16 protein-coding genes are annotated in these 19,323 nt (G+C 67.3%); 11 read left to right on the forward strand and 5 right to left on the reverse strand.

Annotation, left to right across the window (positions count from 1 at the left end):
- Positions 1–62 precede the first annotated feature (62 nt).
- Together WMF19_RS43385 and WMF19_RS43390 are read right to left on the reverse strand one after the other, a co-directional pair.
- Positions 63–743, reverse strand: coding sequence for a transposase (locus tag WMF19_RS43385; protein WP_437895732.1), 681 nt, complete (start codon positions 741–743; stop codon positions 63–65).
- Positions 740–1,183, reverse strand: coding sequence for a helix-turn-helix domain-containing protein (locus WMF19_RS43390; RefSeq protein ID WP_437895630.1), 444 nt, complete (start codon positions 1,181–1,183; stop codon positions 740–742). Before WMF19_RS43390 ends, WMF19_RS43385 begins: the two co-directional genes overlap by 4 nt.
- Before the next feature lie 116 nt (positions 1,184–1,299).
- Here WMF19_RS43390 and WMF19_RS43395 point away from each other — a divergent pair, with 116 nt between their 5' ends.
- The 4 genes from WMF19_RS43395 to WMF19_RS43410 all read left to right on the forward strand — a co-directional run bounded on the left by WMF19_RS43395 (position 1,300) and on the right by WMF19_RS43410 (position 6,196).
- Complete coding sequence (locus tag WMF19_RS43395) at positions 1,300–1,890, forward strand: hypothetical protein (RefSeq protein WP_437895733.1); 591 nt, start codon at positions 1,300–1,302, stop codon at positions 1,888–1,890.
- A gap of 368 nt (positions 1,891–2,258) precedes the next feature.
- On the forward strand, positions 2,259–2,546 hold the full coding sequence (locus tag WMF19_RS43400) for a SpvB/TcaC N-terminal domain-containing protein (protein ID WP_437895734.1): 288 nt from the start codon (positions 2,259–2,261) through the stop codon (positions 2,544–2,546).
- Positions 2,546–2,902 (forward strand): FG-GAP repeat domain-containing protein, encoded by a 357-nt coding sequence (locus WMF19_RS43405; protein ID WP_437895735.1) that lies wholly within the window; start codon positions 2,546–2,548, stop codon positions 2,900–2,902. Before WMF19_RS43400 ends, WMF19_RS43405 begins: the two co-directional genes overlap by 1 nt.
- A gap of 39 nt (positions 2,903–2,941) precedes the next feature.
- The gene (locus WMF19_RS43410) at positions 2,942–6,196 is read left to right on the forward strand and encodes a toxin TcdB middle/C-terminal domain-containing protein (RefSeq protein ID WP_437895736.1); all 3,255 of its coding nucleotides are present in this window, start codon (positions 2,942–2,944) and stop codon (positions 6,194–6,196) included.
- Here WMF19_RS43410 and WMF19_RS43415 read toward each other — a convergent pair.
- Complete coding sequence (locus tag WMF19_RS43415) at positions 6,191–7,315, reverse strand: IS3 family transposase (protein WP_437894791.1); 1,125 nt, start codon at positions 7,313–7,315, stop codon at positions 6,191–6,193. The genes WMF19_RS43410 and WMF19_RS43415 overlap by 6 nt on opposite strands.
- Complete coding sequence (locus WMF19_RS43420; RefSeq protein ID WP_437894792.1) at positions 7,315–7,674, reverse strand: transposase; 360 nt, start codon at positions 7,672–7,674, stop codon at positions 7,315–7,317. Before WMF19_RS43420 ends, WMF19_RS43415 begins: the two co-directional genes overlap by 1 nt.
- Positions 7,675–7,752: 78 nt before the next feature.
- Between WMF19_RS43420 and WMF19_RS43425 the strand changes: the two genes are divergently transcribed.
- The 4 genes from WMF19_RS43425 (at position 7,753) to WMF19_RS43440 (ending at position 12,794) form a co-directional block, all read left to right on the forward strand.
- Positions 7,753–10,158: an RHS repeat-associated core domain-containing protein gene (locus WMF19_RS43425; protein ID WP_437895737.1), complete on the forward strand. Its 2,406-nt coding sequence runs from the start codon at positions 7,753–7,755 to the stop codon at positions 10,156–10,158.
- Complete coding sequence (locus WMF19_RS43430; protein WP_437894606.1) at positions 10,155–10,562, forward strand: hypothetical protein; 408 nt, start codon at positions 10,155–10,157, stop codon at positions 10,560–10,562. The genes WMF19_RS43425 and WMF19_RS43430 overlap by 4 nt, the downstream gene beginning before the upstream one ends.
- Before the next feature lie 574 nt (positions 10,563–11,136).
- The gene (locus tag WMF19_RS43435) at positions 11,137–12,147 is read left to right on the forward strand and encodes a hypothetical protein (protein WP_437895738.1); all 1,011 of its coding nucleotides are present in this window, start codon (positions 11,137–11,139) and stop codon (positions 12,145–12,147) included.
- 185 nt (positions 12,148–12,332) lie between these two features.
- Positions 12,333–12,794 (forward strand): hypothetical protein, encoded by a 462-nt coding sequence (locus WMF19_RS43440; RefSeq protein WP_437895739.1) that lies wholly within the window; start codon positions 12,333–12,335, stop codon positions 12,792–12,794.
- A gap of 26 nt (positions 12,795–12,820) precedes the next feature.
- Here WMF19_RS43440 and WMF19_RS43445 read toward each other — a convergent pair whose 3' ends face one another.
- On the reverse strand, positions 12,821–13,243 hold the full coding sequence (locus tag WMF19_RS43445; protein ID WP_437894618.1) for a MerR family transcriptional regulator: 423 nt from the start codon (positions 13,241–13,243) through the stop codon (positions 12,821–12,823).
- Positions 13,244–13,623: 380 nt separating this feature from the next.
- On the opposite strand from WMF19_RS43445, the gene WMF19_RS43450 reads away from it, so the two are divergent.
- The 3 genes from WMF19_RS43450 to WMF19_RS43460 all read left to right on the forward strand — a co-directional run bounded on the left by WMF19_RS43450 (position 13,624) and on the right by WMF19_RS43460 (position 19,307).
- A complete protein-coding gene (locus tag WMF19_RS43450; protein WP_437895740.1) occupies positions 13,624–17,271 on the forward strand; it encodes a hypothetical protein in 3,648 nt (1,215 codons plus the stop codon).
- Between the two features lie 112 nt (positions 17,272–17,383).
- A complete protein-coding gene (locus tag WMF19_RS43455; RefSeq protein ID WP_437895741.1) occupies positions 17,384–18,649 on the forward strand; it encodes an AAA family ATPase in 1,266 nt (421 codons plus the stop codon).
- The gene (locus tag WMF19_RS43460; RefSeq protein WP_437895742.1) at positions 18,624–19,307 is read left to right on the forward strand and encodes a hypothetical protein; all 684 of its coding nucleotides are present in this window, start codon (positions 18,624–18,626) and stop codon (positions 19,305–19,307) included. The genes WMF19_RS43455 and WMF19_RS43460 overlap by 26 nt, the downstream gene beginning before the upstream one ends.
- Positions 19,308–19,323: the final 16 nt, after the last annotated feature.

Raw genomic sequence — 19,323 nt, forward strand, 5'->3', positions numbered from 1 at the left:
CCAGGCGCGGACGAGATCATGGCCCGCCGAAACCGTCGAGCCTTCCATCGAAGCGCTCGGGATTACCACAAAATCAAACTGATCGGTCCTCTAGAGCGGTTCGCGATTGGCTTTGGTACAGACCGCGCCCCTCGGGCGGGGCGTGGCGGATCCCGAGCGCGACGCTTGCGAGGCGTGCGAATCCGCGGCGCACGCCTCCGAGGCGTGCCCCTGCGCTGCGGTCTGGGACGAGGGGGTCGGTCGAGGTAGCCCGCATGGCGGAACCAGCCTTCGGCGTCCTTCGGCGTCACCTGGTGGAGGGCCCTGTCCATCGCGTCGAGCACGCCCACCACGGTCCGCTGCCCAGCGGTGCGGAGGGTCTGCTTGATCTTGCTGCCGCACTCTTCCACCGGCGAGAAATCAGGCGAGTAAGGCGGCAGCGGGTGGTAGTCGGCACCCGTCGCCTCGATGGCCGCGCGGACCTCGGGGTATAGATGTGGCTTGAGTCGATCCACGAGCACGATGTCGCCAGGCCGCAGCACCGGAGCCAGATATTCCTGGGCGTACGTCTCAAATCGAGGACGATTCATGGCGCCTTCGAAGACCACCGGCGCCACCACCCCCTGCAGCCCCAGCCCGAGCACCAGCGTGAGGTTCGGGTCCGCGTTCGCCGGCGCCTTGCCGTAGGCCCGCTGCCCGCTGGGGGCGTAGCCATAGAGCCGGGTCATGCCCAGGTTGGCACCGAACTCGTCGACGAAGATCAAGCGGCGCGCATCTGCGGTCCCCGCCCAATCTTGAAAACTCGCGCGGGCCTGTTGAACGTCCGGGCGGTCTTGCTCGCTGGCACCCAACGTCCTTTTTTTCGGGTGATCCCCATCCGGTGCAGTGTGCGGCTCATCGTCGAGACGCTGACGTGCACATGGTGACGCTGCTCCATCTGCTCGATCAGTTCTGCCAACGTCCGGTCGTTCTTCTCTTCCAGCAGCGCGATCAGTGCCCGCTCGTCTGTGTCGTCGAGCTTCCGTGGCATGCCGCCGCCGTGCGGGCTCGGCGCGAGGTCGCCCGTGGCGCGCAGCTGCGTGAGATAGTTCTGCACCGTGTTCGGGGCGACCTCGAACCGCTCGGCCAGCTCCCGGATACTTCCTTCACGGTTCTGGTAGGCGTCGATGATCCGCTGCCGCAGGTCGATGCTGTACGGGCCCATGCGGTAGGCAACAGCATCAGCGATGCCACCGTCCCGCCCGACCGTGCTCAGCTTGTACCAAGCTCAACCGCAAATCGCTCTAGGTGCAATTCTATCAGCGCTGAAATGAGATATCTATGGACGCTCCGTTCTTAGAGCTGTCATTTTACGTGGGCACCGCAGGCGTGAAGCCTGCGCTTGATGCGTTAGTCGCTAACATGTCACCCGGGATTCTACCCAAGAAAATTCGTCTACCCAATATAGTCAGGCTAATCCAGGGAGCAGAGGAGATCGAGGTGCTTGGTGGTATTGTGGTTTTGCGCAGTGAAGGTGAGGCCTTCTGCGGTGCGGCTCGAGCAAAGGTCGGGCGACTGAAAAAACTCGGACGTCAAGTGTATGAACGGTTCGTGGAGGTTGCGGACATGATCCCCTGTTTCTATGGAGCTATCTTGGTGGAATACTCCCTAGAGGAGCCTGGGGTGCTTCGACGAGATCCAAGAAGTCTTGCCTTTCGCAACTTCTTCCTGAGCGAGGAATCGATCGACCCTATAGCAATTCAACAGTCTGTGGCCTCGGCAGGTAACGATGCGTTCGTCGAGAAACGCAAGCGTGGTATTTATGTCTCAATGTCTTCCGAGTTCAACCCGAAGGGTTCCCATATTGATCCGCTAGATGCTCAGGAACGATCCACAAGAATCGCCGCTGTTGTCGGCCGTGCAGCAAAGTGATCCTCGATGGGCCGCCAGGCTATCGCAAAAGCTGAATCGAATCCAGGTTACTGCTTTGTCTCCTCCTTGCCCGAAGGTGAGGGAGCCCGCACTGGCGTTCGCGCCAGTGATCCACGCCGAGTAAAGAATCCGCACCATGTCCATACGCCCACATGAAGACGCCGTAGCGGTAGCGCTGGTGGGGGCGCTCGTCGAGCCCGTGTGCCTTCGAGAGTCCGGGAACGTGTTTTACAAGTAGCGCTGCCCGCCGAGGGCTTGAGCCCTGTTCCCGGGGGCCGGGCGGCGGGAACAGGGCCGTGGACAATTCGAACTGTCCGTGAGCGGCGCCTGGCCCCGCGCAACTCACGGACTCGGCGGAATACGCCGCCGTGCCGGAGCGAGGCGCTCCGGGCGCGCGGGTCGCCCATTGCCATACGAGCGTCTACGGGCGGAGCCAGGCCGCGCGGATCGCTGACCCGGCCAGGCCCGAGCACATCTTCTCGTGGCTCTTGGATGAGACCCGGGGCGACAAGGACAACGTCGTCACCTACGAGTACAAGGCGGAGGACCTGACCGGCGTCGCGCGCGACGAGGCCGCGAAGCGCCATCGCCGCGCGGGTCGCGCGCCTGTCGCGAACCGCTATCCATCGACGGAGACGGGCGCAAGGAGAGGGTAGTGTTCGAGCGGCCGGTGGCGGGCTACTTCGACCGCACCGACGCGGGCTGGGCGGCGTTCCGCCCGTTCGCGTCGCAGCCGAACGTCGACTGGAGCGACCCGAACGTCCGCCTGAGCGATCTGAACGGCGACGGTCACGAGGACATCCTGATCACGGGGCCCGACACGTTCACGTGGTATCCGTCGCTCGCCAAGGGCGGCTTCGATCGGCCGATCACGATCGCGCGTCCGAGCGATGAGGAGCGCGGGCCGTCGCTCGTGTTCGCCGACGCGGCACAGAGCATCTTCCTGGCCGACATGAGCGGCGACGGGCTGGTGGACCTCGTGCGGATCCGGAACGGCAACCTGTGTTACTAGCCCAACCTCGGCCATTGCCGGTTCGGGGCCAAGGTGCAGATGAGCGGCAGCATGCGGTTCGACCACGAGGGCCGCTTCGACCCGAAGCGCATCCGCCTCGCCGACGTGGACGGCTCGGGGACGACCGATATCGTCTACCTGCACCCGGACGGCGTGCGCTTCCATGCGAACAATGCCGGCAATACGTTGGCTTCGCCGGTGATCCTGCCGCAGCTGCCCGACGTGAGCGATCTGGCGGCGGTCGAGGTGATCGATCTGCTCGGCTCCGGGACCGGGTGCCTCGTGTGGGCCTCATCGCTGCCCGGGGCGCGCCCGCGGGTGCGCTACATCGATCTGCTCGGGAGCAAGAAGCCGCACCTCTTGACCTCGATCGCGAACAACCTCGGAAGGACCACGACGGTGACGTATGCACCGTCGACGAAGTTCTACCTGGCCGACCGGGCGGCCGGCCGACCGTGGGTGACGAGGCTGCCATTCGTGGTCCATGTCATCGAGCGCGTCGAGGTCTTCGACGCGGTTTCGCGGCATCGCTTCGTCACGACGTATGCATACCACCACGGCGACTACGACGGTGTGGAACGGGAGATGCGCGGCTTCGGCATGGTGGAGCAGCGGGACACCGAGTCGTTCTCGGCGTTCAGCGGGGCTGGCTTCACGCCGCCCGCGGCCAACGCGGATCCCGAGCTGCACCTGCCGCCGGTGCTGACGAAGACGTGGTTCCATACCGGCGCCTGGATCGAGAGGGCGAAGATCTCGGCGCAGTACGAGAGCGAGTATTACGCCGGCGACGCGGCGGCGGTCCGCCTGGCGGACACGCTGCTTCCCGAGGGGCTCCGCGCGGTCGAGATGCGCGAGGCGTGCCGGGCGCTCAAGGGGCGGCCCCTCCGCCAGGAGATCTACGCACTCGACGGCTCGGCGGAGGAGCCGCGTCCGTACCTCGTCACCGAGCACAGCTACGCGATGCGGCGCCTCCAGCCCGCGGTGGGCGATGCGCACGCCGTGTTCTTCGCCCATGCGCGCGAGGTGCTGGAGTACCATTACGAGCGCAGCGAGAGCGATCCACGCGTGGCGCACGCGCTCACGCTGGAGGTCGACGATTACGGCGCGGTCCTGCGGACGGCGCAGATCGGGTATCGCCGGCGGGCGGCGTGGGCGGAGTTCCCCGAGCAGGGGCAGGGGAAGGCGACGCTGACGGAGAGCAAGGTGAAGCACCTGGTCCCGGACGAGGAGGGTGCTTATCGGATCGGGGTCCCGACCGAGACGCGGACCTACGAGCTGCACGGCCTGCCGCTCGGCTCGGAGGGGGTGCTCGCGTTCCAGGCAGTCTTCGACGCGGCGGCTGCGGCGGAAAACGTGCCGACGCTCACGTACGACGGGACGCCGAGCGGGGGCTTCCAGAAGCGCCTGTTGCAGCATGCGCGCACGAGGTACTGGAGCGACGATCTCACGGGGCCGCTGCCGTTCGGAGAGGTCGGCAGCAGGGCGCTCGTTTACGAGAGCTTCGCCAAGGTCCTCACGCCTTCGCTGATCACGTCGGTGTTCGGGACCCGCGTCACGAGCGGCATGCTCGAGGAGGGGGGCTATCTCCAGCTCCCGGACGATCCGGACTATTGGGTGTCCTCGGGGCGGGCGGTGCCCTCGGCGGCTCGCTTCTACTTGCCGACGACGTTCGTCGATCCGTTTGGCAACGCGTCGCAGGTCGCCTACGACCCGTATTGCCTGCTCGTGACGGCGGTGACCGATCCGCTGAGCAATCTCGTGGAAGCCGTCCCCGACTACCGCGTCCTGGCCCCGCGGCAGCTCACGGACGCAAACCGCAACGTGAGCGAGGTGCGCTTCGACGCGCTCGGCAGGGTCACGGCGATGGCGCTGATGGGCAAAGCGGGTGCCGGCGAGGGCGACACGCTCGACGACCCGACGGCCACGTTCGCGTACGATCTGGAGCGATTCGAGTCCACCGGCGAGCCGAGCGTGGTGCACACCCGCGCCCGCGAGCAGCACGGACCGGGCAACCTGCGCTGGCTGGACACGTACAGCTACTCCGACGGCTCGGGCAACGAGGTGCTGCGCAAGGTGAAGGCGGAGCCGGGGCTCGCGCCCGAGCGCGACGCGAACGGCGCGCTGGTGCATGACGCGCAGGGCGACCTGGTCTTTTCGCATGCGACGTCGCGCTGGGTCGGGACCGGGCGCACGGTGCTGGACAACAAGGGCAATCCGGTCAAGCAGTACGAGCCGTTCTTCAGCGCGACGCACGAGTACGAGGACGAAGCGGAGCTCGTGGAGTGGGGGGTGACGCCGATCCTGCGGTACGATCCGCTTGGCCGGCTCATCCGGACCGACCTGCCCAATGGCACGTTCTCCCGGGTGGTGTTCGATGCGTGGAAGCAGACGTCGCACGATCCGAACGACACCGTGCTGGAGAGCGCGTGGTACGCGGCGCGGCAGGCGCTGACGGCGGGCGATCCGGAGCGCCGCGCGGCTGACCTGGCGGCCGCGCACGCCGGGACGCCGGCAGTGAGCCACCTGGACGCGCTGGGGCGGGTGTTCCGCGCGGCGGCGGACAACGGGGCCGAGGGGGAGTACATCACCCAGACGACGCTCGATATCGAGGGGAAGCCGCTCGTGATCACGGACGCGCGCGGCAACGTGGCGATGCAGCATCGCTTCGGGCTGGGCGGGCAGCTGCTCTATCAGAAGAGCAACGACAGCGGCGAGCGGTGGATGCTGGCGGGCGCGACAGGACAGCGGCTGCGGGCCTGGAACGGGCGAGGGTTCGTCTACCGCTCGTCGTACGATGCGCGGCGCCGGCCGACGCACGAGCAGGTGCAGCTGGGCTCGGGCAGCGAGCGGCTGGCGCGCCGTTACGTCTACGGCGAAGCGCACCCGCAGGCGACGGCGCTGAACCTGCGCGGCAGGCTGTACCAGGTGTATGATGGTGCGGGCGTCGTGACGAGCCAGGCGTACGACTTCAAGGGCAATGTGCTGCAGGCGTCGCGCCGGCTGCGGAGCGACGTGCACGCGGACGCCGACTGGTCGGTGCTTGCGGCGCTGACGGATGTGGCCGCCGTCGCGACGGCGGCCGAGCCGCTGCTGGAGACCGAGAGCTTCGGCACGCTGACGGCGTACGACGCGCTCAACCGACCGACGAGCGTGACGGCGTCGGACGCGAGCGAGATCAAGCCTACGTACAACGAGGCGGGGCTGCTCGAGCGGGTCGAAGCGCGGGTTCGAGGCGCGGTGGCGTGGACGGAGAATGCCAACGGGTTTGAGACAGGCCGGACGAGAATCCTATGAGGGGATCGCGACGAGGGGCGCGTTCCGGCTCTGGGCCCCAACCGGTCGAGATCGGGGCGGCCGCGGCACGGCGGTGGGCGCGTCGCTGGTCGTGCCCGTGTGCGGCGGCGCCGCGGCCGCGCAGGCGTCGTCGTCGATGGACAGCGGGTTGATGGCTACCGAAGCGGGCGGCCTGCGCACGACGGGCGGGCCGTTCGGGAAGCGTTCAGGATGCGCGGCGTAGGCCGTGTCGAGGGCGACCTGGCGCCGAGCCGCGATATCATCGACGCGGCCGTAGAATACATCAGCAGGTGTGAAGAGCGCAAGGCCAGAATGCTGATGAAGGTCGTTATACCAGCTGAAGAACTCCTGGCACCACGCTCGTGCATGAGCCAGCGAGGCAAAGCGGTCCGGATAGTCGGGCTGGTATTTAAGCGTCTTGAACTGCGACTCGGAGAAGGCGTTGTCATCGCTGACGTGAGGCCGGCTGAAGCTACGAACGACGCCGAGCGAGCCGAGGAGCTGAGCGAGCCCCTCCGACCTCATCGCGGAGCCGCGGTCGGCGTGCACGGTGAGCGAGCCGGGCTCGACGCCGTGGCGGGCGACAGTCTCTGCGAAGAGGTGCTCGGCGAGCTCCGCGCTCTCGCGCTCAGCGAGCAGCCAGCCGACGGTCATGCGACTGAACAGGTCGAGGACGACGTACAGGCAGTAGAAGACCCCGGGCAGCGGCCCGCGCAGCTTGGTTATATCCCACGTCCAGATCTGGTTGGGGGCCGTGGCGGTGAGGGTCGGCTTGACATGCTTCATCGGCCCACGCTGCGCGCGTCGCTCGCCGCTCTCGCGGGACGCCGCGAGCAGGCGGTACATCGTGCGGATGGAGGCGAGGTAGACGCCGCGCGACAGCAGCGTCGCGTAGACCTCCGGCGGGGGCTGGTCGACGAACTCGTCGCTGTGCAGCACGTCGAGCACGGCTTGCCGCTCGGGGTCGCTGAGCCGGCGTGGGCTCGGAGCGGGCCCGGTCAGCGCGGGCAGCTTCGCGGGCTGGGTCTGCCGGTAGAGCGTGGCGCGGCTGACGCCGAGTGCCGCACACGCCTGGGCGATGGAGACGTGCGGGTCATCGAGCTCTTCGATGATGTCCATCAGCGCTCTTCGTCGTTCGTGAGGTTGATGCCCAGAATGGAAGAGACTTTTTTTTGAAGATCGATGAGCTTCTCAGCGAGCGCGAGCTTCTCCTCGAGCCGCGCCGAGCGCTTCTCGAGCTCGGCGATGCGCCGGTCCTTCGCGTCCTGCTTCGGCTTGCGGCCGGGCTTGCGCCCCGAGAGGGCCTCGCTGCCGTGGAGGGCGAGTTGCTTGCGCCACGCCGTCAGGAGGGAGCTGTAGATGCCCTCACGGCGCAGGAGCGCCTCGATGTCCCCGCGCTGGGTGCACGCGGCCGCCTCGCGCACGATGCGCAGCTTCTCCGCCGCCGAGAACTTCCGCCTCTTGCCCGCCTTCGGCATGGTCTCGACGGCGACGCCACTCGGGCGGGGAGCAGCGCCCTGCGCCGCTGGGGCGGGGGTAGGATCGACGGATCGGAGATGGGAAGGCTTCGGCACGAGTCAGGTCCATTCTCCGCCCTCTCACCACAGATTTCTAGGGGGAGCCTGTCTCAACCGACGTTGGCACAGAGGGGGACGACGTTCGTCGACAACATCGATTACGACGCGAAGGGGCTGCGCGAGCGGATCGAGTATGGCAACGGCACATTCACGGCGTACACGTATGACCCATTGACGTTCCGGCTCTCGCGCCTGAAGACGACGCGGAGCTCGGACAGCGTGGTGCTGCAGAACCTCACGTATGTGTACGACCCAGTCGGGAACATCGTGGAGATCGGGGACAGCGCGCAGCAGACGGTGTTCTTCAACAACGCGGTGGTATCGCCGAGCGCGCGGTACGCGTACGACGCGGTCTACCGGCTGATCGAGGCGATGGGTCGGGAGCATGCGGGCGGGCTGTCGGACGCGCCGCGGGACCAGAACGACCTGCCGATCCAGTCGCTGCCGCACGCGAACGACGCGCAGGCGCTGAGGAACTATACGGAGCAGTACGTCTATGACGCCGTGGGCAACCTGCGGAGGATGGTGCACCAGGCGGGCACGGGACGCTGGACGCGGTGGTATGCGTACGAGGAGACGGAGAACAACCAGCTGACGAGCACGACCGGGGACCCGGAAAACGGGCCGTTCCGCAACTATGCGCATGACGCGCACGGCAACATGACGTTGATGCCGCACATCACGGCGCTGACCTGGGACGAGAACGATCAGCTGAGGAGCACGGATCTCGGTGGCGGCGGAGTGGTTTACTACACCTACAGCGCGACGGGTCAGCGCGTGCGCAAGGTCTGGGAGCACAACGGGCTCGTGGACGAGCGCATCTACCTCGGCGGCTACGAGGTGTACCGGAGGCGCAGCGGGTCGGGGCTGGTGCTGGAGCGGCAGACGCTGCACGTGATGGATGGCGCGCGGCGGGTGGCGATGGTGGAGACCAAGACGGTCGACACGTCGGGGCCGTTCACGGTGACGCCGCGGGTGCGCTACCAGCTCGACAACCACCTCGGGTCGGCGTCGCTGGAGGTGGACGGGGCGGGGCTCGTGATCGGGTACGAGGAGTACCATCCGTATGGAACGACGGCGTACTGGTCAGCCAGTAGCGCGGCGGAGGTGAGCCGGAAGCGGTACCGCTACACGGGGAAGGAGAAGGACGAGGAGACGGGGCTGTACTATCAAGGGGCGCGGTACTACGCGCCGTGGCTGGGGAGGTGGACGAGCGCGGATCCAGCGGGGTTCGCGGATGGGCCGAGCTTGTACGCCTATGTGCGGGGGGATCCGGTTCGGCTAGTCGATCCTCGGGGAACGAACGCAGAGGATCCGTTGCGAAGTGACGCACCTAGCGGTGTCGTTCAGTTCAAGCATCCATCTGCGGGCGGACAGACCGCTCTGGTTTCCGACGCGCCCATCAGGTTCGAGGAGCCGGGAGCTCCTGAGCCAGTGAAACCCGAGCCTGCACCCGTACCGGTGGCGTCCCGCAAGCCTCCTCACAAGGCCAATCCGCCTCCGCTGGCCAGCACGTCTTCTCCCGTCGCAACCACGGCTCCAGCCGCAACCACGGCCGAGGCAGTTGGGGCCTTTGCAAAGGGTGCTGCAGAGGGCTTGGCATCCGGTATTCTCGTGAATGCAGCGATCGGCGTAGGCGCAGGCCTCGCGGGCGTGAGCGTGGGCGTCGCGGCGGCCACCGTTGGCGTTGTTCTCTTGCCGTTTGCTATTCATGGTGTCATCTCTCACTGGGATGAGATCACGGCGAGCGTCGATCGGCTAGTACATGGCGCCGGGACTGCAAAAGACTATCAGGCCGCTGGTGAGGTGGTCGGCGGTCTCCTGTCCACCGCGACCTCAGGGCCTGCGAGCAGGGTGGGGGCGGAGCTTGGTCAGGCGATTCGCACAGAGGTAACAAGCGCTGTCTCAGCACTCGGACCAAAGCTGGCGCCAGTCGGAGCCTCACTGGACGATGTGGCGAGCAGCTCGATGCTCCAAAGCACGGGAGGTACCGCGACCGCGAAAGGAGGAGCGGCGAGCTTCACCGATGATGGGGAAAGAGCTATTGCAGAGTATCTCGAGGCCTTCGGTAGAAAAGTACGCAAGAACCCGCAGGAGGGTGTTCCCGGCGCAGGGCGGCAGGGTGACGCGTACGTTGATGGCGTCATGCACGAGTTCAAGACGCTGGACCCAGGGGCAGGCCCGGGTACTGTGAAGAACGTCGCGAATGACTCCATTCGCGGCGGGGGTCAGGCACGTGAGATTATCATGGATGCACGTGGTACCGGACTCACCAAGGAAGCGGCAGAGAAGGGCGCAGCGAGAGCCCTGGGTATCTCACGGGGCAAGCTTGACGGTCTCACGATGATTGGTGATGGGTATTTCTTCAGATGGACTCCGAGGTGACCATGTCCAGGCCGATGAGTGTGTTCGTTGATTTTTGCGGCGATGAAGGCGTGCTCCTCAGCGCTCTCACCGAGATTCTCGGCTGCTCTCTCGTGAAAGAAGAGATTGATGTTGGGGTTCTCTATCGTGGTAGGCTCCTTGATATGGAGGTTGTGTTGGTTGGAGATCACGGTCTGGATGATGATTGTGGAATTAAGTTTTCTGAGTATATGTACCAGTTGAAATTGGTGGCGTTCGATTCTGGGATGCGCCTCTCCAGTTACGATCGGATGTATGAGAGTGTTGTTGTGTTCGTTGCGGAGAGGTTGTGTGAACGTCTTCGTTCCAGGACTCAGGTTGTTGTGAATCTGCAGAGAATAATCGCCACGTTCGATCCAGGAGCTGGCGCGGATTGCAGCCAGTGACAGCGGTGGAAATCGGCATCGACGCCCACAAGGGCTGAGTCCAGGCGATTGTCTCACCGACTGCCTGTCCCGAGGCACCGGACGTTGCGTGAGCCCACGCCAGCGGTCGCTTAACTCGACGCTGCGGACCGATGGCCCACGTCGAGTAAAGCGTCTGTACCATGTCCATGAAGCAGGCGAAGACACCGACGTCAGTTGGGTCGGGATTGTCAATCGATAGCCATTTTGCTGAGGCTATACAGGGATCGCTGGGGAGGCAGCCGAGCGGTTCGAGTCGCGGGGACTCGACCATGTTCGGCGCAGGCGCGAGCACTCGCTCCGGGAGCCGGGCAGAGCCGGGTAGCTCGGAAGGATCCCTCGCGCCCCTCCGCCTCCGCGTCAGAGCATCGTACGACGCGCCGCCCGCGTGACCGCCCCCGGGCTGAACCGACGAGGATCTACCCGCGCACGTCGATGAATCGGGATGCTCCCGACGCGCTGGTAGCTCTTCGCGAGCCTGTCCTGCATCTCCGCGGCCGGGTCTTCCTTCGATGCCCTTGACGATCGCGATGCCCACCCTCTTCTGAGCCCATCCGTGTTCGGTGCCCGTGTCACGAGCGGCGTGCTCGCGGAGGGGGGCTATCTCCAGCTCCCGGACGATCCGGACTATTGGGTGTCCTCCGGGAGGGCGGTGCCGTCGGCGGCTCGCTTCTACTTGCCGACGACGTTCGTCGATCCGTTCGGCAATGCGTCGCAGGTCGCCTACGACCCGTATTGCCTGCTCGTAACAGCGGTGACGGATCCGCTGAGCAACGTCGTGGAGGCCGTCCCCGACTACCGCGTCCTCGCCCCGCGGCAGTTCACGGACGCAAACCGCAACGTGAGCGAGGTGCGCTTCGACGCGCTCGGCAGGGTCACGGCGATGGCGCTGATGGGCAAAGCGGGTGCCGGCGAGGGCGACACGCTCGACGACCCGACGGCCACATTCGCGTACGATCTGGAGCGATTCGAGTACACCGGCGAGCCGAGCGTGGTGCACGCGCGCGCCCGCGAGCAGCACGGACCGGGCAACCCGCGCTGGCTGGACACGTACAGCTACTCGGACGGCTCGGGCAACGAGGTGCTGCGCAAGGTGAAGGCAGAGCCGGGGCTCGCGCCCGAGCGCGACGCGAACGGCGCGCTGGTGCATGACGCGCAGGGCGACCTGGTCTTTTCGCACGCGACGTCGCGCTGGGTCGGGACCGGGCGCACGGTGCTGGACAACAAGGGCAATCCGGTCAAGCAGTACGAGCCGTTCTTCAGCGCGACGCACGAGTACGAGGACGAAGCGGAGCTCGTGGAGTGGGGGGTCACGCCGATCCTGCGGTACGATCCGCTCGGCCGGCTCATCCGGACCGACCTGCCGAACGGCACGTTCTCCCGGGTGGTGTTCGATGCGTGGAAGCAGACGTCGCACGATCCGAACGACACCGTGCTGGAGAGCGCGTGGTACGCGGCGCGGCAGGCGCTGACGGCGGGCGATCCGGAGCGCCGTGCGGCGGAGCTGGCCGCGGCGCTCCGGAGTCGTCCTCCCAGGTTGCGCACGCGGAGCGAGCACTCTCCATGATGGCCAGCCTCGTTGGGCAAAACCCCTCACCATCAAACAGCATGCTCGACGCGATGCACTGCCGCATCAATGAGAGGGCGCGGTAATACCTTCCCCCTCTCCGCTTGGCGGCTTGGCGGTTTTTCTGCTGATCCGGGGTAACTTCCCGCAGTAGAGCTACTGGGCGTTCCACCTGCAGCAGGAGCATGACCGAACGCACCGTGCACGTTATGCGGGGGGCGCCGTCCCCTCACGCTGCCGCCGCCTCGACCCAAGCTGCGCCGGGTGAAATGAGCAAAACGCCCTCATTCCAGAAGAGCCGCACCCAAATGATGATGGTAAACCGCTCCGAGCTGCTCGACGCCGTCTACCGCTTCTACCCGCGGGGTGTGCGTAACTTCGACCGCATCTATCTGCCTCCCAACGAGCCCTTCTACGACGACACAGAGGAGCACCGCCGCCTGGTGGAAGCCGCAAACCGCGGGCGAGCGCAGTACCCAACGTGGGAAGCGATGATCCACCGCATGTACGAACGATACAGCCTTCGCAACTCGCACCTCGGCAGGGATCATCTGCTCCAGGTCAGATACAGGGTTCGCCCGATGTGTCGTGATCCTATTCGCTCGATCTGGCAGTGCTCTGGACGTAGGTTGCCGCCTCAATCGTAAACGCCCGCCGAAGGCCATCGTGACGACTACCTCGCGCCGCCGAAATGGTTCACGATCTGCTGCGCGATCTGCCGCAGGACCGGCCCGCCCGCGCCGCTCACGAGCAGCTCCAGGCCGGGCACGAGGACGATCCGCTCCCACGGCTCGGCCGCGTAGGTCGGCTCGGGCGGCGGCTCCCTTCGCGGAGCGGGCGGCGGCGCGAGGAGCGCCTCCATCTCATCGAGCGACATGGCCGCGAGCTGCCGCCTGATCGCGGGCAGCTTGAGCCCCTTCTCGCGCAGCTTCTGGATGGTGAGGATGCGAAGCCGATGCTCGCGCAGGTACCGCGTCCCGGGTCCGGCGAAGGGCGGCGGGACAAAGAGGCCCTGCGTGTACCAGTAGCGGATGGTCCGCTCGCTCACCCCGGCCTCGCGCGCGATCTCCCCGATCGTCGTTCCGTCGTTCGGCATGCTCTTCCTCCTACGGCCGGGAAGAATAGGCCGCGCAGGCGGCAAACGATCGGAAATCTTGACAAAATTTATCGCCGATTCCCCCATGAATCGGCTCTTTTGAAAAGTTTACATCTCAGGAACGGGTCGCGGTGGTCGCCATCGAGAAGTTGATTTCTCCATCCTGGCTACCGACAGCCGTCGCCGACGAAGTTAACTTCTCCACCCTGGCCGATGACAGCCCCCGTAGAGAAGTTAACTTCTCCATCCTGGCCGATCCCAGGCTCTTCCGAGAAGTTAACCTCTCAAGACCGCCCGGGTTCGGGCCGCTCGCGCCGCCCGGACGACGCTTCCGCGCGCGGGCGCGCCCTCCCGCCTGATACTACTCCCGGCGAGCCGCCATGACCGTCCTCCACGACCTCCTCGACCTCCCCGCCCAGGTCACCAAGAGCGCCTTCGTCGTCCGTCTCGTCGAGGGCGTCTCGCACCCCGACGCGCTCCTCGACAGCTACGCGATCACCCCCGACCTGCACGGCTCGTTCGATCGTGGCCTCGGGCTCGTGGGCGCGGCGCTCCGTGACCGGCGCAACATCGCCGCCTTCGTCCACGGGAGCTTCGGGTCCGGCAAGAGCCATTTCATGGGCGTCCTCAGCCTCCTGCTCGCGAACGACGCCCGCGCCTGGGGCGAGCCCGCGCTCCACGACCTCCTCGGCAAGTACGAGTGGGTGAAGACCCGCAAGGTCCTCCGCCTCCACTTCAACCTGATGGGCGCGCGCTCGCTGGACGAGAAGGTCTTCGCCGAGTACCTCGTGCGCGTCCGCGAGCTGCACCCCGACGCGCCGATCGCGCCGCTCTTCGAGGACCAGGCGCTCTTCGACAACGCCCAGGGGGTGCGCGAGACGCTCGGCGACGCGGCGTTCTTCGACCGGCTCGGCGCGTCCGCCGGCGCCGACGCGCGCTGGGGGAAGAAGGGCGCGGCGGCCGCCTGGGACGCGGCGCGGTTCGACGCCGCGCGCGAGAGCGTCGACCCGGAGGAGCGGGCGCGGCTCTTCTCGGCGCTGGTCAAGACGCTCTTCCCCGCCTTCGCGGCGCAGAAGTCCCAGTACGTGAGCTTCGACAGCGGCCTGCCGCGCCTCGCCCAGCACGCGGCGGCGCTCGGCTACGACGCGGTGGTCGTCTTCCTCGACGAGCTCATCCTCTGGCTCGCGAGCGGCGCCTCGAACCGCGAGTGGCTGAACCTCGAGATCGGCAAGCTCGCGAAGATGGTCGAGGGGCAGAGCGACGACCAGAAGATCCCCATCGTGACCTTCGCCGCGCGCCAGCGCGACATCGGCGAGATGGTGGGCGAGCAGTACGCCGGGGCGGACGCCGAGGCGGTCAAGGCGGCGCTGAAGTGGTGGGAAGGGCGCTTCGACGTGCTCAAGCTCGAGGACCGCAACCTCCCCGCGATCGTCGAGAAGCGCGTGGTCCGGGCGAAGTCGGACGCCGCGAAGCGCGCGCTCGACACCGCGTTCGACCGGCTCCGCGCCTCGCTCGGGAACGTCGCCTGGGGCACGCTGCTCGGCGAGATCGGCGACGAGAAGGGGTTCCGGCGGGTCTATCCGTTCAGCCCCGCGCTGGTCGAGGCGCTGGTGGCGATGTCCCATTACCTCCAGCGCGAGCGCACCGCGCTGAAGGTGCTGGTGGAGCTGCTCGTCGAGCACCTCGACGACTTCGAGATCGGCAAGGTCGTGCCGGCCGGGGACCTCTACGACGTGCTCGCCGGGGGCGAGGAGCCGATGGACGGCACCATGCGGGAGCGCTTCGCGGCGGCGAAGCGGCTCTACCTGAACGAGCTCCTGCCGGTGATCCAGCGCGCGAACGAGACCGGGAGCAAGGAGCGCTGCCAGCGGGAGCGGAGCGACCACCCCGTCACCCTCGGCTGCTCGAACTGCCGTGAGGCCCGCTGCCGCGCCGACAACCGGCTCGCCAAGACGCTGCTCCTCGCGGCCCTCGTGCCCAACAGCGCGGTCTTCCGGGGCCTCACGGCGTCGCGCCTTGTGCAGCTCAACCACGGGACGCTGAAGTCGCCGGTGCCGGGCGCCGAGGCGCAGCAGGCGCTCGGGCGGATCCGGGCGTGGGCGGCCGAGTGCGGCAAGGTCCGGATCGGCGAGCAACCGACGGACCCGACCGTGAGCATCGTGCTCGAGGGCGTCGATCTGAAGCCGATCATCGACGCCGCGCGCGGCTACGACAGCAGCGGGACGCGGCGAGCCAAGCTCCGGGAGATCCTGTTCGCGGCGATCGGGATCGAGATGGGCGCCGGGCCCATCGTGCACACCGTCCCGTGGCGCGGGACCGACCGGATCGGCGCCGTCCATTACGGCAACGTGCGCGAGATGGACGACGGGACGCTGCGCGCCGAGTCGGGGCACGATTTCAAGCTGATCATCGATTACCCGTTCGACGATCCGGGGCGCACGCCGGCCGAGGACGAGGCGCGGCTGCGCGCCTACACGGAGCGCTACCCGGAGACGCCGACGATCGTCTGGCTGCCGAGCTTCTTCGCGGAGACGCCGCAGCGGGACCTCGCGGATCTCGTGGTGATCGAGCGGATCCTCGAGGGCGACAACTGGAAGACGCACCTCCAGAACCTGCGGCCCGACGACCAGTCGCGCGCCCGGGCGGAGCTCTCGAGCCTGGCCGCGCAGAAGCGCGAGCGGGTGAAGCGCGCGCTCAACGCGGCGTACGGCCTGGCCCGGGTCGAGCCGGGCATGCTCGACGCGGGCCGGACGGTCGACCAGCACTTCCACGTGCTCATGCAGGGCTTCCGGATCTCGACCCTCGTCGTGGCGACCATGAAGGACGGCGTGATCGAGGTCGTGAGCCAGCTCCTGCACGAGCTCCACCCGCGCCATCCGCACTTCGACATCCGGGTCACGAAGGGCAAGCTCACGGCGAACCTGGAGCAGCTCCAGAGGCTCTACGAGGCGGAGGGGCAGCGCCTGCTGCTCGCGAAGACCGAGCGCGACGTCCTCTACTTCGCGGAGAAGCTCGGGCTCGTGAACGTGAACGACGGTCAGGCGACCTTGCAGCCGCTGCGGTTCCAGGAGGCGGAGAACGCGCTCCGCGCGCAGGGGATCGACACGCCGACCGTGGCGCAGGTGCAGCGGGTGTTCGACACGAAGGGCGTGCTCGGCCTCACGCGCGAGGTGGAGGACTTCCTGGTCCTGGCCCACGGGATCGCGACGGGACGCGAGCTCATGCGGCTGGGGACGCCGGTGCGGGACCCGGTGCTCGGCAAGCTCGGCGAGGACCTGGAGCTGCCGAAGCCGCCGATGCCGGATCCGGTGAGCTTCCAGAGGGCGCTCGAGCGCGCCGGGGTGATCTTCGGCGTGAGCCTGGGCGGCCGGGCGCTCCACGCGCGGAACCTGCGCGCGCTCGGCGACAAGCTCGGCGCGGCGGTGGCGAAGGCGACCGCGGATCGCGCGACCGAGGTGGCGGGCCTGCTGGAGCGACGGGGCGCGGCCTTCTTCGATGAACCGCACGGGCCGTCGCCGCGGCTCTCGACGGCGCGCAAGGTGGCGGAGCTGCTCGGCGGGCTCGGCGGCGATCCGTTGAAGCAGGTGACGGCGCTGGCCGCGCTGGAGGTGGCGCCCACGTCGGAGACGGCGATGCAGCGGCACCTCCTGGCCGCGCGGGCGACCGCGGAGTGCCTCGCCGATGACCTCGTGTTCCAAAGCCTGGAGGCGTTGCGCGGGCACGACGAGCCGGAGGCGCTGGCGATGCTCGCCGAGGTCCGGGAGACGCTCGAGAAGGACGAGCTCCAGAAGGCGCTGGCGGCGCCGTTGCGGGCGCTGGCCTTGAAGGCGCAGCAGTGGGCGCGGAAGATGCGGCGGGCCTCGTCGGTCCCGCCGCCCGCCGGCGAGGTGGTGGGTACCGGCTCGGCGACGACGCTCGACGAGCTCGAGGCGGAGCGGGCACGGATGCTCGAGGCGCTGAAGAACGCCGGGCCCGGAGGGCGGCTGGTGCTCAGCTGCTCGTGGAAAGTGGTGAGGGAGAAGCCGTGAAGGAGCCGACCGGCGCCGGGTTGCTGCGGCTCGCTTTGCCACCCCACGCTCCCCTGGCTGGTGACGCCGAGGGCACCTTGGCTATCATGGCGCTCGGCACGAAAGAGACGCGATGCGGATAAGCTCCATCAAGCTCCAGAACTTCCGCGGATTCGCGGGATGCACGCTGTCGCTCGATCGTCCGCTCACCGTGCTGGTCGGGGTCAACGGGGCCGGGAAGACCTCGACGCTCGATGCCATCGTTCGCCTCCTCGGGGTCACCAACCGGGTACCCGGCCGCGCGAGAGGACTGCTGGTCGACGCGGACATCCGGCGCGACGCTGCCGGGTGTGAAATTGACATGGTGGGGATGGCGAACGGCGCGCCGTTCCATACTGAAATCCAGCTCGTACGGGGCGGTAAGCAAGTCGTGACCACGACGTTGCCGAAGCGCGCCGGCGTCGGCGAGGCCGACGCAGGCTCCGGCGAGCGCCTGTCCACTGCGCTTCCCGCTGCCTACTACCCCGCATCGCGCATGGTGCCTGACCTGCGTTACCTGGTGGTGCGCGAGACCGCGCCCTCGCTTTTCGAGGGTAGCCTCGACGCGCTCGAGTCGCTCAACCGCCTCCCGCTGCGCGCGAACTTGAGCTTCGACAACTTCTTCCAGTGGTTCCGGCTGCGCGAGGACCTCGAGAACGAGCAGCGCACGCGGGGCGCCCCCGAGTACGAAGACCGGCCGCTGAAGGCCGTGCGCGACGCGATAGAGCGCGTCGTGCCGGGGATCTCGCGGCTCCGGGTGCAGCGCCTCCCCTTCCGGCTCGTCGCACTGAAAAACGGCGCCGAGTACGAGCTCGATCAGCTCTCGGACGGAGAGCGAGGTCTACTGGCGATGGTCGGAGACCTCGCGTTCCGCCTCTCGATCGCGCATCGCGAGCTCCCCGATCCGCTCCAGGGAGAGGCGCTGGTGCTGATCGACGAGATCGAGCAGCACCTTCACCCCTCGTGGCAGCGCCTCGTCGTGAACTCCCTCCTGCGAGCGTTTCCGAACTGCCAGTTCATCGTGACGACGCACTCCCCGCAGGTGCTGAGCGAGGTGCCGAACGACGCCGTGCTGCTGCTGGACGACTTCCAGTTCTTCCGCCCTGCGGCGCCGACGCAAGGACGCGACACGAACTCGATCCTCTGGGAGGTGCTGGGGGTAGCAGCGCGCCCGCAGGCGATCGTCAAAGAGCTCGACGAGATCGCGGGCCTGCTCGACGATGGCAGGCACGACGAGGCGCGTGACCGGCTCGACCGTCTCGCCCAGTCGCTGACCGAACGAGATCCGGAGGTGGCCCGCCTGCGGGGCCTGCTCGACCTGGTGGAGCGCATCGATGCGAGCGATCGCGAAGGGGCATGAACCCCCTGAGCTGAAGGCGTACCGGGCGGTGCCCGGCGCGACCTACGACGGCAAGGACTTCACCCCTGTGAAGGGCGAGATCCGGAAGGCGCTGCTCCGCGATCAGCTCGCGCTGTGCTGCTACTGCATGCGCAGGATCTCCAGCGAGGCACGCCCGCATCCGACGAACCCCGACGCACCTCCGGTCGTCCAGATGAAGGTCGAGCACTGGCGATCACAGACCGCCTTCGCGTCCCTTCAACTGGCCTGGACGAACCTGCTCGGGGCTTGCCTTGGCAACGAGGGCCGTCGACCTGCGGATCAGACCTGCGACACCCGCAAGGGCGAGGATGCCATCCTGCTCGACCCTCTGGATCCCACGCATGTCTCGACCCTGAGCTGCACGAGCGCGGGGCGCCTCCAGTCCACGGATCCGCGGTTCCAGAAGGACATCGACGACCATCTGGGCTTGAATCACGCCGTCCTCGTCGCGGCCCGCAAGGTGATGCTCGATCGCGATCTCAAGCGGCTCGTGATCAAGTACCGGACATCGCCGATCCCGGAGAGCGCGATCCGGACGCTGGCGGCCGAGCTGGAGACCCCCACGGGAGGAAAGCTGCCCGAGCTCTGCAGCGTCGTCCGGCTGTGGGCGCGAAAGCGATATGGTGCCAAGTGGTAGCGCCTTCTCTGCACCT

The sequence above is a fragment of the Sorangium sp. So ce124 genome (assembly GCF_051525235.1).
In the GTDB taxonomy this organism is placed as follows: domain Bacteria; phylum Myxococcota_A; class Polyangia; order Polyangiales; family Polyangiaceae; genus Sorangium; species Sorangium atrum.

Excerpts from the sequence above, each read along its gene's own strand:
- WMF19_RS43425 (WP_437895737.1), top strand. The coding sequence starts at position 7,753 with ATGGGAAGGCTTCGGCACGAGTCAGGTCCATTCTCCGCCCTCTCACCA.
- WMF19_RS43410 (WP_437895736.1), top strand. The coding sequence starts at position 2,942 with ATGAGCGGCAGCATGCGGTTCGACCACGAGGGCCGCTTCGACCCGAAG.
- WMF19_RS43415 (WP_437894791.1), bottom strand. The coding sequence starts at position 7,315 with ATGGACATCATCGAAGAGCTCGATGACCCGCACGTCTCCATCGCCCAG.
- WMF19_RS43455 (WP_437895741.1), top strand. The coding sequence starts at position 17,384 with ATGCGGATAAGCTCCATCAAGCTCCAGAACTTCCGCGGATTCGCGGGA.
- WMF19_RS43450 (WP_437895740.1), top strand. The coding sequence starts at position 13,624 with ATGACCGTCCTCCACGACCTCCTCGACCTCCCCGCCCAGGTCACCAAG.
- WMF19_RS43390 (WP_437895630.1), bottom strand. The coding sequence starts at position 1,183 with ATGGGCCCGTACAGCATCGACCTGCGGCAGCGGATCATCGACGCCTAC.
- WMF19_RS43420 (WP_437894792.1), bottom strand. The coding sequence starts at position 7,674 with ATGCCGAAGGCGGGCAAGAGGCGGAAGTTCTCGGCGGCGGAGAAGCTG.
- WMF19_RS43445 (WP_437894618.1), bottom strand. The coding sequence starts at position 13,243 with ATGCCGAACGACGGAACGACGATCGGGGAGATCGCGCGCGAGGCCGGG.
- WMF19_RS43395 (WP_437895733.1), top strand. The coding sequence starts at position 1,300 with ATGGACGCTCCGTTCTTAGAGCTGTCATTTTACGTGGGCACCGCAGGC.
- WMF19_RS43460 (WP_437895742.1), top strand. The coding sequence starts at position 18,624 with ATGCGAGCGATCGCGAAGGGGCATGAACCCCCTGAGCTGAAGGCGTAC.
- WMF19_RS43440 (WP_437895739.1), top strand. The coding sequence starts at position 12,333 with ATGACCGAACGCACCGTGCACGTTATGCGGGGGGCGCCGTCCCCTCAC.